Here is a 14414-nt window from a genome sequence, read left to right as displayed (position 1 = left end):
GAGAACCAATGGATAACATTCTCTCTGTACGCGATCTTAGGGTTGATATTCCGCTGGCTGGCGGAACCCTTCACGCGGTCCGAGGCTTGAATTTTGATCTCGCCCGTGGGGAAACCCTGTGTATCGTCGGGGAATCAGGCAGTGGAAAATCCTTAACATCGCTGGCGATTATGGGTCTTCTGCCCAAAATGGCCCAGCGACGTGCCGCGAAACTCGAATTTTCCGGTATTGATCTGTCTGCGGCAAAAAACCGGCAAATGCGTCGCCTGCGCGGCGACCGGATTTCAATGATCTTTCAGGAACCGATGACCTCGCTTAACCCTGCCTATACGATTGGCGATCAATTGACCGAGGCCTTGTTGCTTCATCGCAAGGTCGGGCGCAAGGCGGCCGAAGCACGCGCGATAGAGCTGCTGGAAAAGGTTGGCATTACCGCAGCGGCCAGTCGGCTGGGGCAATATCCCCATCAATTGTCGGGTGGGTTACGCCAACGTGTGATGATCGCGATGGCACTTATGGCCGAACCCGATCTGATTATTGCCGATGAACCCACAACCGCCCTTGATGTGACGATTCAGGCGCAAATCCTGCGCTTGCTGGTGGATTTGCAACGCGAAATGAATATGGCGATGATTTTGATTACCCATGATCTTGGGGTGGTTGCCCGCGTTGCTGACAAGGTCGCCATCATGTATGCGGGCGAGGTGATTGAATCGGGCAACTCAAAGGATGTTTTCACCGCACCGCAGCACCCCTATACCCGTGGTTTGTTGCGTTGTATTCCGGTTCCGGGCAAAACCAAACCTGGTGAACATTTAGGGTCAATCCCCGGCATTGTACCGTCATTAATTGGTGAAACACCGGGATGTGCCTTTCGCGGGCGGTGTGATGTTGCGATTGATGCCTGCGCGCATGACATCCCCGAACGTACTGGTGTCGAAGGCCACCTTTATCGGTGTGTGCATGACAACAGCCAAACCCGATTTTCGGCGTCTGGCGAGATCAACACCGCCAGCCAAAGCGAGGGCCGCCCATGACCTCCTCTCATGAAACACCTGTTCTCGAACTGAAAAATGTCTCGAAGACCTTCACGATCAAGCAGGGCATGTTTGGTAAACGCAAGGCGCTTAGGGCAGTCAACGAAGTTGATTTGCGTTTGAACAAGGGCGAAGTTCTTGGCCTGGTCGGGGAATCTGGCTGCGGTAAAAGTACGCTGGCACGTATCCTTCTGGGCCTTGAAAAACCGACCGAAGGTCAGGTTCTGGTGGATGGACAGGATATCGGCACACAGGACCGTTCCTATCTGGCACGCCGTATTCAGCCAATTTTTCAGGACCCGTATTCGTCGCTGAACCCGCGCAAAAGCATAGGCGATATTATTTCCCTGCCGTTGCGGGTTCATAAAGTTGGCAATGCCCGTGAATGGGACAAAAAAACCACCGACATCCTCGATTTTGTCGGTTTGCCCCAACGTGTTTTGCGCAGTTTCCCCAATCAGCTTTCCGGGGGGCAGCGGCAACGTGTGGCCATTGCCCGCGCGCTGATCATGAAGCCCGAGATCGTTATTTGTGACGAACCAACCTCGGCCCTTGATGTGTCGGTCCAGTCGCAGATCCTTAATCTTCTGGTCGATCTGCGCAATGAACTTGGCCTGACATATCTGTTTATCAGTCATAATCTGGCCGTGATCGAACATCTCGCCACCCGGGTTGCTGTAATGTATCTGGGCCGGGTGGTCGAGGAATCTGCGGCCGCCCCCCTGTTTGCCGAACCGCGCCATCCTTATAGTTCGGCCTTGCTGGAATCGGTGCTGACACCCGACCCGTTCATGGGGGTTCCCGAAACCCATTTGGGGGCGGTTTATCCCAACCCAATTGATCCGCCTAGCGGGTGCCATTTTCATCCGCGTTGTGCCAAGGCGATGGATATTTGTTCGACAATCGTCCCCCCTTGTTTGCGCGAAGAACTTCGCCGCGTCGAATGCCACCTTTATGCCGAAAGCTAGGGGGCGAGAATATTACCCGCCTGTCATTTGGCCCAACAACAAGCATTGATCATGGACAGTTTTTCCAATTCCCAAATCATTCGTAAACCCGCGACCAAAAGTGCCAATGGCGGGATCGTGGCCGCACAACACAAGCGCGGTGCGACCGCTGGTGCGGCCATTCTTGCCGATGGCGGCGACGCGGTTGATGCTGCGGTGGCCACATCTTTTGCCATGGGCGTTCTTGAACCATGGATGAGCGGCCCTGCCGGTGGCGGGGCGATGATGATTTATCGCGCCGATGAAGACCGTTTTTACACGGTGTATTTTGGGATGCGCGCGCCCGCAAACCTTAACCCCGATGATTATCCGCTTTCGGGCCAGGGAAGGGCGGGCGATTTGTTCCCGTGGCCGCATGTTGTCGAGGATCGCAACCAGATCGGCGCAACATCGATTGCTGTGCCTGGCACAGTGGCCGGGATGGAGGCCGCGCATGACAAATTTGGCAAACTTGCATGGCGTGATCTGCTAAACCCGGCGGTGAAATTGGCCGATGAAGGCTTGCATGTTGACTGGTATGCCGCCCTGATCATTGCGGCGAGCACACGCGATCTGGCAAAGAACCCGGCAGCGGCAAGAACTTTTCTTGAAGACGGCCAATGGCCAACAATTGCCGGATGGACCGCCCTTTCGGACAAGCGCATTGATCTGTCGGTGATGGCGGGTACCTTGCGGCGTCTGGCGGAAAAAGGACCGCGCGAATTTTATGAGGGCGACCTTGCCCGGCAAATGGCCGCCGAAATTCAGGATGCCGGCGGGTGCCTGAGCGCACAGGATTTACGCGATTATCGTGCCGAAATTCAAGCACCTCTTGAAATTGACTATCGTGGGGGCAAGGTCTTTGCACCCCCATACCTGACAGCGGGTGAAAATCTGGCGGAATGCCTGGAGATATTGGGGCAGCAGACCTTTCGTGGTGACCGCCCCGGGGCGCAGGCTTATATCGCCTATGTCGATGCCCTGCGCAAAACCTATCATCGCCGCTTGCACGAGATGGGCGATATTAATGATGACCGCGCGCCAACCTGCACCACCCATTTCAGTGTTGTGGACCGGCATGGCAATATGGTCGCGGTGACGCAGACCTTGCTGTCGATATTCGGTTCCAAGGTTGTGCTGCCCGGCAGCGGGCTGTTGATGAATAACGGTATTTTGTGGTTTGACCCGGAAAAGAACAAACCCAATTCGCTCGCACCTTCTAAACGCTGCCTGATGAATGTTTGCCCGGCACTGGGCGAGATGAATGGCCGACATTTTGCCATCGGGGCATCTGGCGGGCGCAAGATCCTGCCTGCCGTCCTGCAATTAACGTCTTTTATGATCGATTTTGGTATGACCCTGGAAGAGGCGATGCATCAACAACGCATCGACAGCAGCGGCGGCGATACCGTGATTGCCGATCAAAGCCTGCCAGAAGACATCCTTGCCAGCCTGCAACAGCATTATTCAACCGTAACGACGCGACGTTCGATGTTCCCTTATGCCTTTGCCTGCCCTGCCGGGGTTGAGCGAGACGGGAACATCAATTGCGGCGCGACCGAAATCATGTCGCCGTGGGGCGATGCGGTGGCGGAAAAAGCATAACAAAGGAACCCGTAAACATGACCACCCGTGAACAGGCAATTGACCGTATCACCCGTTATTTCGACGATGGCGACTTCCTTCGGGAACTGACCGCCCTTGTTGAAATCCCCAGCGAAAGCCAGAACCCGGCGCGCGCCGATCAATTGCAACGCTATCTTGACGAACAAATGATTCCGATGCTCCGCGCGATGGAATTTTCCACCCGTGTCATTGAAAATCCAAAAACCGGTTTCGGACCGTTTTTGTTTGCCCAGCGCCATGAAGGCGATGATTTGCCAACCATCCTGACATATGGCCATGGCGATGTGATTTTGGGGCAGGAAGGTGAATGGCGTGAAGGTCTTGCACCGTTCAAAATTACAGTTGAAGAAGACCGCATTTATGGCCGCGGGACAGCCGATAACAAAGGCCAGCATTGCATCAATTTTGCCGCCTTGCGTGCGGTCATTCAGGAACGCGGTTGCCTTGGCTTTAACTGTAAAGTGATCATTGAAACCGGCGAGGAAACCGGGTCGCCGGGGCTGGCAGAACTGTTTGAACAATACAAGGATCTGTTTGCTGCCGATGTTTTGATCGCATCAGACGGTCCGCGTCTTAGTGCGGATCGCCCGACCATGTTTATGGGCTCACGCGGGGCCATCAATTTTGCCCTGTCGCTGAAATATCGCGAGGGCGGTCATCATTCGGGCAATTGGGGCGGCTTGCTAAAAGATCCCGGTATGGTCCTGTCCCATGCGCTGGCAACAATCACGGATGTACGCGGGCAAATCCAGATCCCTGAATGGCGCCCCGACAGCCTGACGGCCCCGGTGCGTCAGGCACTGGAGGATTGCGCGATTACCGAAAACGCAACCGGTCCAAAAATTGACCCGGATTGGGGCGAAGAAAGCCTTAGCCTGGCTGAAAAGGTTTTTGGCTGGAACAGCTTTGCCATTCTCGCAATGAAAAGTGGCAATCCTGAAAAGCCGGTTAATGCCATTGCGCCGTGGTCGATTGCCCATTGTCAGTTACGCTATGTTGTTGGAACCGACGCTGATGACATCCTGCCTGCATTGCGTCGTCACCTTGATCGTCACGGCTTTAGCGATATCGAAATCATTCCTGCCGAAAAGGGATTTTTCCAGGCCACTCGCCTTGATCCCGATCATCCGTGGGTTTCATGGACCCGGGAATCGATTGTGCGCACGACCGGAAAATCGCCCGCCATTCTTCCCAATCTTGGCGGCTCACTCCCCAACGAGACGTTCGCCTATATCCTCGGCATGCCCACCGTGTGGATACCGCATTCTTATGCCGCCTGTTCGCAGCACGCCCCAAATGAACATATCCTTAAAGGATTAAGCCGCGAGGCTTTGCAAATCATGGCGGGCCTGTTCTGGGATATTGGCGACGGGGTGGACGTCCCAAAATCCTAACCTGGCTCTCGGGTAAGAAGAGCCGGGCATGTGCGCTTTTTCAGCTTTTCTTAAGGTGCCGGGTTTGGCCCGTCACCTCGACAAAACAAGGCAATCGGGCCGTGGTGCCCGATTGCCGCAAGAAAAGCATTACCGTCATTGTATCGTCGGCCATCTGTTCGCTTTAAATTCTGTTTACATTCGAAAACCTGTTTTGTTTGATCAGATGGCCCAGCCCCAGGCGTTGCAGGCGGCGATAGATGGTGCTGCGATTGACATTGGCGCGCCGGGCCGCCGCCGAGATATTGCCATCGCAGGCCATGATCAAGGTGCGAAGCGTTGCGGCTTCGTTTTGAGCGGTGGCTGGCGGCAGTTGGCATGAGGGATGGTTGCCATTGGCGGCAAACAGAGACAGCGCTACAGGTTGTGATCGGGCCGCCGCTGTGATTTCGGATGGTAAATCATCGGGTGTGACCATGGTGTCCTCACAAAGGGCGGCACATAACGCGCATAGATTGACAATTTCGCGCACGTTGCCCGGCCAGTCATGGGCAAGCAATATTTCCATGGCATCGGGCGTGAAATTTGGGGTGCCATCGGTTGTGGCGGCAATGCGCAGGATTAACCATTGTAAATCAGCCCGGTGACGTGCCGCTGGAATGTCCAGGGTAAGGCCATTGAGGCGGTAATAAAGATCCTGTCGAAATTCGCCGCTTGCGACCAATTGGGGCAGATCGCGATGAGAGGCAGAAATAACGCGAATATCAACCGGTTCGGCCCGGTTGCCGCCCACCGGCATAACTTCGCGCTCGGATAAAACGCGCAATAGCCGTGCCTGCATTGCCAAGGGCATATCGCCAATTTCATCAAGAAACAGCGTGCCGCCGTGTGATTCGCGGATCAGGCCCTTTTTACCCTTGCCATTGGCCCCGGTAAAGGCATTGGCGGTATGACCAAACAGTTCGCTTTCAATCAGGCTTTCGGGCAGGGCGGCGCAATTAATGGCAATAAACGGGCCGCGCCGTCGGCTGGCCATGTGCATGGCACGGGCAATGAATTCTTTGCCTGTGCCGGTTTCGCCGCGCAAAATGATGCTGATTTGCCGGTCCACCAGTTTGGCGGCCCGTTCGGCCAGTTTTTGCAAGGCCGGATCACCGCCGTGAATATTGTGCAACGGTGCCGGAAGCGAATTGATGACCCGCTGTTTTATTGCAGCGACAGGGGGGACCGAACGGGCAAAGGTGATTTCGCCGCTTTGGAGTTCGATCATACCGTCGTCGTTGCCGCGTGATCGCGACAGTTTTGGCAGATCTTCGGGATCAAAGGCAAAAAGGTCGGAAAAGGTACGACCCACTAAATGATCGGCGACGGTGTTATGATTTATGGCGCTATCAGAATGGTCGGGCAGGGATCGCAGCAAAAGTTTGTGCGCATTATGGGTCATGCCGCGAATGCACCCGTCGGTGCCAATGGCGATGGCCGCCATCGGGTCGACATCTAAAAACTCGGCCGAAGGATGAAGCCGCAAAATCCAGTCTTGCCGGTGGGTTCGAACCAGATTGGCCATTTCAATTCGCCGAACACAGGATTTCATGACTTCAAGGGTCAGTGCCTGGCTCATTTTATCTTGCGGGGCCTGAAGATGTGACAGGTCCAGCACCCCGATCAGCGTTCCCTGTGTGTCATGAATGGGAACTGCGGTACAGGAAAGCGGGGTTAGCGCCATGTCAAAATGATCGGTACGGTGAACAATAATTTCACGGCCCGTCATCAGGCAAGCCCCGACACCATTGGTGCCCACATGGCGTTCATGCCATTCCGAACCGGCGATCAGCCCGGCATGGCGCAATTCACGGTCGAGATCAGCATCGCCAATGGTATCAATCGCCAAACCCTGCGCATTGGTGAGCAGCAATATATATCCCATGGCGTTAACCCGGCGATAGAGATCCTCCATCCCGTGCCGTGCCATGCAGAGTAATTCCTCGGATTCCTGGCGATGATGGCGCAATTCCTGTTGGGTTACAATGCGTACGGCTTCGTACCGGGTTGGATCCAACTGGTGTTCGTTCAAACAGCGCCGCCAGGAAGCCTGCACATCCTCGTCGCGTTGTGAGCTTTTTTGCCCTTCTGCTACGCGCATGATTTCGAGGGTATGGGGCTGATTATTATTTAGCCTTCCCATCGTTTCCTCCCAATAATATGGGACGGTCAAATTATCATCTTTGACCGTCCCATAGCAAAGGTCTTGTGTGTCGATACCGCGACGGTGTGGCAGGAAGGATCAGGAAGCCAGATCAATCAGTATCTTAAGCTCGGACCCGGCGGGGTCGAGCAGGGCGTCAAATCCGTCGACGACTGCCCGGTCCAGCGTAATTTTTTTGGTCACCACGCGAGAGGCCGGAATTGCACCCGATGAAATCAGGTCAATGGTGCGCGGCCAGCTATGGGTCGGGTAACACCACGAACCTCGAATTTCGGCATCCTTGAAGGTCAGTTGAAAGAAATCAATGCTGCCCTTGCCGGGATGTAACCCGGTCTGAACAATGACCCCCTGTTTGCGTATCGCATCCAGGCAGGATTGCAGGGCATGTTCGTTGCCCACACATTCCAGGGCAATATCACAACCAACGCCGTCCTGGGTATGTGCCCGTACAACTTCGCCAACATCGTCGTTTTTCGGGTTGATGGTGATCACACCGGGTACAATCTCGCGCGCCAGTTTCAGGCGGGTTTCATTGATGTCAGACACAAACAGCCTGGTCGCCCCAAAGGCCCGCGCACACAGCAAAGCCAGCATGCCGATGGGGCCAGCGCCTGTGACCAGAACGCTGTTACCTGCGGTAATGCCCGCCCGGTCGCAAGCATAAACGCAAACCGCGGTTGGTTCGACAAGGGCGGCTTCCTCGTCGGTCATGCTGGCGGGGATTTTTTCGACGTTATAATCATTGAGCAATGCCATTTCCGACATGCCGCCCGAAATCCAGCTAAGGCCGACCAGCGCCAGACTTCCCGAAAGGTTAAACAAGCCGCGATCTGCGAAATATTCGTCATTGCGGGGCATGATCAAAGGTTGCACCGAGACACGATCACCAATGGCAACCTTGGTCACACCTTCGCCTATGGCGATTACTTCGCCGCCAAACTCATGGCCCAGAATTTGTGGCGATGTTGCCCCGGTATAAGGATGGGTGCTGGTGGGAATAAAAATCGGCCCGCTGGCATATTCATGCAAATCGGTACCGCAAATCCCCACATAACGGTTGCGGATCACAACCTGGCCCGGGCCGGGCGCTGGCGGTTGGTCGATATTTTCAATTCGCAGATCTTTGGCTGCGTGAAAACGTAGTGCTTTCATGCCGTTTCTCCGTTTTGTAAGGCGTCAAACAGGGCTAATGTCTTGGCGGCATAGACTGTGCCGGGCCCACCCGCCATTTCAATGCTAACGCTCAGGCTTTCGACCAGTTGCTGTCGGGTTGCCCCGTGTTTTGTTGCTTCGTTGATATGAAACAGAATGCAGTCTTCGCACCCTTTTGCCACGGCAATGGCAACGGCCATCAGTTCCTTAACCGCCGGGGACAGCTCGCCCTTGCGTGTGGCACCCTGCATAACCCCGCGAAAGGCGGTCATTGTTGGTTTTTCGGTGGCATAAAGGGCCATGGTGCGGGTATTGATGGTGTCGAGTTTTTTCAAAACATCGTTTCGGGTCAGGTCCTGTGTCATCAGATCAGCACCATGCCGCCATCCACCATCAGGCTTTGGCCGGTCATATAGTCCGACCCCGACGAGGCCAGAAAAATAGACACCCCAACCATGTCATCGGGACGTGAAGGCCGCCCCATCAGAATGTCGGCAGAAAAACCTTCAAAGGCTTCGTTGTCGCGCTCGGTTAATCCTTCATCGACAAAACCTTTGTCGATCAGTTTCCACATATCGGTGGCGACCACACCGGGGCAGATGGCATTGACATTGATTTTATGTTTGCCAAAGGCCCGTGCGGCGGCCTGGGTCAAGGCAACCACGGCAAATTTGCTCGCCGAATAATGGGCCAGGGGCTCATATCCCTGTTTACCGGCAATCGAGGCGGTATTGATGATTTTACCACCGGTTCCCTGGGCGATGAACTGCCTGGCGGCTTCCTGGGTGCCAATCAACACCCCCATGGCATTCACATCCATTACCCGATGCCAGTCATCTTCGGTGATGTCGTTAAATGATTTTACCTGGGCAATACCGGCATTGTTAAATATCGCATCAAGCTTGCCATTCTGTTCAACGGTTTTGGCAATCAGTTCGACCACACTTTGGCGTTTGGTCACATCCACAGCCATACCAATGGCCTTACCACCGGCACCAGAGATTTCTTCGGCGGTTTTGTGGGCTGTTTCGGCGTTGATGTCGGCGACGATGACGTGGGCCCCGGCCTTGGCAAGACCTTGGGCAATGGATTGGCCGATCCCCTGGCCCGCACCGGTGACAATGATAGACCGTTCTTGTACTGAATTGGACATGGTGTTTCTTCCCGGAATGTTTGGTTTTGATTGGGCAGGTCGTCGCCAGAGCGGGACGACCTGCCTTTTGTTTGTTTTGGGGGCTGTGCAGCGCAGAACTAGCCGATAACGCTGCTAAGTATTTTATTGACCTCGCCCGCATGTTCCATCTGCACCATATGACCGGCACTGCCAATCACATGGGGTGTTACCCCAGGCAGGTTTTTGGCATGGCTGGCGGGAATGATATTGTCATTCTCGCCCCAGATCACCGTGATCGGAATATCCAGGCTACCCAGGGTATCGGCGATGATGCTGGTTTGTGCGCCATCCTTGAACGCAGTCGCCGATAATTGCGTCAGGAAGTCCTGAACACCATCAAGGCGTTTGTATTTTAGCAAATCCTGCACCATGGCGCGCGATACCAGGCTTTGGTTATAAAACAGGTGGGTTAAAACCGGTTTTAAGTCCTTGCGTCCGGTGGCGTTGACAAAGCCGTCAATGTAATCCGCGTTAATGTCGTCGCCTAAACCGGCACTGCATATCAAGGCAAGCGAGACGACACGGTCGGGGTGATCAAGGGCGGTTGAACCAGCAACCAGCCCGCCCATGGAATGCCCCACCAGATGGGCGCGCGTGATCTGGCAATGATCCATGAAATCCAGCAAGGTTTTGGTGAAGATCGTTGGATCAGCAGGGTCAACCGATTTTACCGATTGGCCGTGCCCTGGCAAATCAAGGGCATAAACCGGGCCATGTTCGGCCAGGGCATCAATATTAAACAGCCAGTTATCCAGATCTCCGCCAAAACCGTGGATCAAAATAATCGGTGTTTGATCCCCTTCCGGGCCTGCCTGTTCGGTATAGCGAATTTTGCCCACAGGCAAATCGGCAAAATGATAGGCCGGGCCGGTATCTTCGTCTTCCTGATCATTGGCAGGCATTTCATAGGCACTGACATAGGTGTCAATATCGCCATCACTCACCGAAGACGGCGCCATGACGGCCAATAACGCCCGAACCGGATAGATTTCGCCCGCCACTCCGACAATCCGGCGTACGGTTCCGCCATCGGCGGCTTCAACCACATTGGTGATTTTGTCGGTTTCGACATCCATGATTTCATCACCGGGTGTAACCTCGTCACCTTCCTTGATGTGCCAGTCGGTCAGTTTGCCTTCCTGCATGGAAAGGCCCCATTTGGGCATCAGGATCGGGGTAATATCGGTCATGCTTAACCCTCCATGGTTTTTCTGGCGGCATCGGCAATGCTTTGGGCCGAGGGGATGTAAATATCCTCCAGCGATGGGGAAAATGGCACGGGTGAATGGGGGGCGGTGACCATCTGAATCGGTGCCTTCAGGTCATTAAACCCGTCCTGGGCGACATTCGCCGCAACATCTGCCGCAATCGAGCAGCGCGGATGGGCTTCATCGACACAAACCAGTCGCCCGGTCATTTCAACACTTTCCAGCACGGTATCCATGTCGATGGGGGACAGCGTTCTAAGATCGATGATTTCGGCTTCGATGCCGTCTTTTTTCAGCATGTCGGCGGCCTGTTCGGCACGCTGAACCATCTGACCATAGGTAACAATGGTGACATCGCCGCCTTCGCGCACAATGTTGGCCTCGCCAAAGGGGATGGTATAGGGCTCTTCGGGTACGTCACAGGTGCTGGCATAAAGGTTTTTATGTTCGAGAAAAATCACCGGGTCGTTATCGCGGATGGCCTGAATAAGCAGACCTTTGGTGTCATAGGCGTTTGACGGGCAAACAACCTTTAAGCCCGGAATATGGGTGAAAAGCGGGGTCAGCATTTGGCTATGCTGGGCGGCCGCGCGAAAACCCGCCCCGCACATGGCGCGGATCACGACCGGCGTTTGTGCCTTGCCACCAAACATATAACGGAATTTTGCCGCCTGATTAAAAACCTGATCCAGGCAGACGCCGATAAAATCGACAAACATCAATTCGGCGACCGGACGCAGGCCCGCCGTGGCCGCCCCGATGGCCGCCCCGACATAGGCGCTTTCTGACAGGGGGGTATCTAACATTTGATTGGGGTGTTTGTGATACAGCCCCTTTGAGACCCCCAGAACGCCGCCCCAGGCGTCGTCTTCGCCCGGTGCGCCCGATCCGCCAACGATGTCCTCGCCCATCATGATTACCGTGGGGTCACGGCTCATTTCCTGGTCCAGGGCTTCGTTTACCGCGTCTTTCATGCTAATAATGCGTGCCATTTTGCACTCCTGTTTTTTCTGTTTTCGCTGGCCGTTTCAGGGCCGTTTCCTCGGGCCGGTTGGGGCCTTGGCTCAGTTCACATAGACGTCGGCGGTTAATTTGGCGGCTCCCGGTTGGGGGGCGGCAATGGCCAGTCCGACGGCTTCATCAATCAGCTGGCCAACCTCGTCATCAATGGCGTCGAGTTCGGCGGCAGTGATGACACCGGCATCGGTGACTTTGGCGCGAAACAGTTTCAGGCAATCATTATGTTCGCGGTTATGGTCGTTTTCGCCAGGCGCCTTGTAGGTTTGGGCGTCGCCTTCGAAATGGCCGAAAAAACGCACGGTTTTGCATTCCAACAAAGTCGGGCCAGCCCCTTCGCGGGCCCGTTTGATGATTTCGCCCGCCGCCTCGAACACGGCAAAGAAATCAATGCCATCAACCGTCATCCCGGGCATGCCAAACCCGGCGGCACGGTCGACATAACTGTCAGATGCGGTTGCGTAATCAACTGATGTGGCCTCGGCATAGCCATTATTTTCGACAACAAAAATGGCTGGCAGGTTCCAGATCGCGGCTAAATTCATGCTTTCCAGCACGGTGCCCTGATTGGCCGCACCATCGCCAAAAAAGGTAATGCCAATGCCGTCATGACCCAGCTTTTGCGCGGCCAGTGCCGCCCCGCAAGCGAGCGGTGCTCCGGCACCGAGAATGCCATTGGCACCCATCATGCCCAGGCTAAGATCGGCAATGTGCATGGACCCGCCTTTGCCGCCGCAACAACCGGTGGCCTTGCCATAAATTTCGGCCATCATCGCCTTGACATCGACGCCTTTGGCGATGCAATGGCCATGGCCGCGATGGGTCGATGCGATCCGGTCACGATCATGCAAATGCATCATGATGCCAACGGCAGTGGCTTCTTCGCCTGCATAAAGATGAACAAAACCGGGGATTTCGCCACGGGCAAAATCCACATGCAAACGTTCCTCGAAATCGCGGATCGTTTTCATTTTGCGATAGGCATCCAGAAGCCGTTCTTTGGGTAACGGGAATGGACTGGACATGAGGATAACCTCCCTTTGTTTGTTTTCAGTTTCTGGTTTGGATAAACAGTCCTGTGCGGGCTGCAAAACGCATGCAGCCGGGCACATCGATGGTGCGAAAGGCATTGGTGACCAGGCGCACCGAAATGTCGTCATCCTGATCAAAGGTGACTTCGCGTTCGCCGTCAAAGGCAAGGGTGCCCGCAACGATAGAGGGGGAATGAACACTGTCTGGTGTCATGGGGGTGATAGACTGAATGCCGACTTTTTCGATCAGTCCAGGCGCGATAGGGGCGCTTAAAAACCGGTCGGCATCGGGCGAGAGAACGATATGGCGCCCTTCAGGCTGGTTGCGATCCACCGGATCGATCAACCCGGCGATAGACGACATGCCAATGGCACCGGGCAGGCCAAAGGTGACAAAAAGATCGCGGAAACTTTGCGTTTTCCAAATCGCGCGTGCACCCACAAACCGGTCATCGACCACCGCCATATCGACCAGGGCAATATGCCGGTCGCCATTAACCGATATTTCCAGCCATTTGTTTTGCACATAAGCCTGTTCGGCGGGAACTTTGCCCGTGGCGGCGAGGCCAACGGCAAGGCCGGTAATGGTTGGTTCGCGCAAATCGGGAAAGGCATTGTTGGTGCCGGTTGATACCCCGGCAATGGGAATATCGGCACAGGCCTGAATAACGACCCGATGCGTGCCATCCCCCCCTAAAACGATGATGGCGGCCACGTCCTGTTCGGCCATGATTTTGGCAGCACGCGCACTGTCGGTGGCGGTCATGGTGACGGGCATGTCAATATAGGAAACGCGCGGGAACCCGTGATGGCCCATCTTTCGTTCCCGTTCGATGCTGCGCATCAGATGAAACCGGATGCCACTGTTTTCGGGCATCATTAAAACATCTTCGACACCTGTTGCGCCAAGGGCAGCCAACATGCGCAACACAATGTTGGCACGGTCATTAATGGGCAGGTTGCCCGCATGTGATATGACCCGGCGAATGTCCCGGGCCGAGACCGGATTGGCAATTATGCCTATTTTTTTCATGGTTTCCTCAAACTTTCCTCCCTGAGGTAACGCCATGGATTGCAACTGTTGTGCCAATTAGGAATGATTATTTTTCAATAGCTTGGCTGTATGCCCTGTTGCATGGAATGCAACATGTGTTGCGCGATGACTGCTGCAACAGCGCCTTAATGCAACAGGTCCCACGCATCAAGGACGTTCAAAATGCAACTGCGCCCCGGGATGGTCAAAGCACAATAAGGCCTCACGCAAGGGTGGCGTTTTTTCGTTTGGTTGTTTTGGCAACTCGCTACGATAAAACTGCGGAAAGCTATTTCGGTTTCATTCCCCTCGGTTCAGTTCGTTTGATCGTGGCTCCTGCGGGCCTGTCTTCTGGTTGATGCCGTATCGTTTTGAAAGCGCTCTCAAGCTTACTTGACTATTTTGTGTCGATCGAAAGGGGTTTCTGTCGGTATGGTGCCGCCGTTTGTTCATAAGGCGATCCCGGATCCTCGACTGGAAAGCCGCCATTCACTTCCCGTCAAAGTTCGCGGTTTATGGTTGTTTTGCTAAAAAAACGTCATAAACGTCATTTTTGTTTAAAAAAGGTATT

At 54.7% G+C, this 14414-nt stretch carries 12 protein-coding genes; 4 read left to right on the top strand and 8 right to left on the bottom strand.

Translation table 11 applies throughout. The annotated features are described in order from the left end of the window. Positions 1–8: 8 nt before the first annotated feature. From AAC086_RS03895 to AAC086_RS03880, 4 genes are read left to right on the top strand one after another with little or no spacing between them, the layout of a single operon-like run. Positions 9–1037 (top strand): ABC transporter ATP-binding protein, encoded by a 1029-nt coding sequence (locus AAC086_RS03895; protein WP_339775544.1) that lies wholly within the window; start codon positions 9–11, stop codon positions 1035–1037. After that, positions 1034–2005 (top strand): oligopeptide/dipeptide ABC transporter ATP-binding protein, encoded by a 972-nt coding sequence (locus AAC086_RS03890; protein WP_339775541.1) that lies wholly within the window; start codon positions 1034–1036, stop codon positions 2003–2005. Before AAC086_RS03895 ends, AAC086_RS03890 begins: the two co-directional genes overlap by 4 nt. A 51-nt stretch (positions 2006–2056) precedes the next feature. After that, on the top strand, positions 2057–3628 hold the full coding sequence (locus AAC086_RS03885) for a gamma-glutamyltransferase (RefSeq protein ID WP_339775539.1): 1572 nt from the start codon (positions 2057–2059) through the stop codon (positions 3626–3628). A 17-nt stretch (positions 3629–3645) separates the two neighbouring features. After that, the gene (locus AAC086_RS03880; protein ID WP_339775537.1) at positions 3646–5043 is read left to right on the top strand and encodes a M20 family metallopeptidase; all 1398 of its coding nucleotides are present in this window, start codon (positions 3646–3648) and stop codon (positions 5041–5043) included. Between the two features lie 163 nt (positions 5044–5206). On the opposite strand, the gene AAC086_RS03875 is transcribed toward AAC086_RS03880, so the two are convergent. The 8 genes from AAC086_RS03875 to AAC086_RS03840 all read right to left on the bottom strand — a co-directional run bounded on the left by AAC086_RS03875 (position 5207) and on the right by AAC086_RS03840 (position 13843). Next, the gene (locus tag AAC086_RS03875) at positions 5207–7207 is read right to left on the bottom strand and encodes a sigma-54-dependent Fis family transcriptional regulator (protein ID WP_339775535.1); all 2001 of its coding nucleotides are present in this window, start codon (positions 7205–7207) and stop codon (positions 5207–5209) included. A 99-nt stretch (positions 7208–7306) separates the two neighbouring features. Further along, complete coding sequence (locus tag AAC086_RS03870) at positions 7307–8380, bottom strand: 2,3-butanediol dehydrogenase (protein ID WP_339775533.1); 1074 nt, start codon at positions 8378–8380, stop codon at positions 7307–7309. Beyond that, positions 8377–8745 (bottom strand): carboxymuconolactone decarboxylase family protein, encoded by a 369-nt coding sequence (locus AAC086_RS03865; RefSeq protein ID WP_339775530.1) that lies wholly within the window; start codon positions 8743–8745, stop codon positions 8377–8379. Before AAC086_RS03865 ends, AAC086_RS03870 begins: the two co-directional genes overlap by 4 nt. Further along, positions 8745–9533, bottom strand: a complete 789-nt coding sequence (locus AAC086_RS03860) for a glucose 1-dehydrogenase (protein ID WP_339775527.1) — start codon at positions 9531–9533, stop codon at positions 8745–8747. Before AAC086_RS03860 ends, AAC086_RS03865 begins: the two co-directional genes overlap by 1 nt. Positions 9534–9631: 98 nt before the next feature. Then, positions 9632–10744, bottom strand: a complete 1113-nt coding sequence (locus AAC086_RS03855; protein WP_339775524.1) for an acetoin dehydrogenase dihydrolipoyllysine-residue acetyltransferase subunit — start codon at positions 10742–10744, stop codon at positions 9632–9634. Positions 10745–10746: 2 nt separating this feature from the next. Then, positions 10747–11754, bottom strand: coding sequence for an alpha-ketoacid dehydrogenase subunit beta (locus tag AAC086_RS03850; RefSeq protein ID WP_339775521.1), 1008 nt, complete (start codon positions 11752–11754; stop codon positions 10747–10749). A 72-nt stretch (positions 11755–11826) separates the two neighbouring features. Then, positions 11827–12804, bottom strand: coding sequence for a thiamine pyrophosphate-dependent dehydrogenase E1 component subunit alpha (locus AAC086_RS03845; protein ID WP_339775518.1), 978 nt, complete (start codon positions 12802–12804; stop codon positions 11827–11829). Positions 12805–12829: 25 nt separating this feature from the next. Continuing rightward, positions 12830–13843 carry an NAD(+)/NADH kinase gene (locus AAC086_RS03840; RefSeq protein ID WP_339775516.1) on the bottom strand — a complete coding sequence of 338 codons (1014 nt, stop codon included), beginning with the start codon at positions 13841–13843 and terminating at the stop codon, positions 12830–12832. Positions 13844–14414: the final 571 nt, after the last annotated feature.

The sequence above is a fragment of the uncultured Thalassospira sp. genome (genome assembly GCF_963976115.1).
Taxonomy (GTDB): Bacteria; Pseudomonadota; Alphaproteobacteria; order Rhodospirillales; family Thalassospiraceae; genus Thalassospira.
Note: the sequence above shows the minus strand (reverse complement) of the source record. Positions and strands in the feature narration are given on the sequence as shown.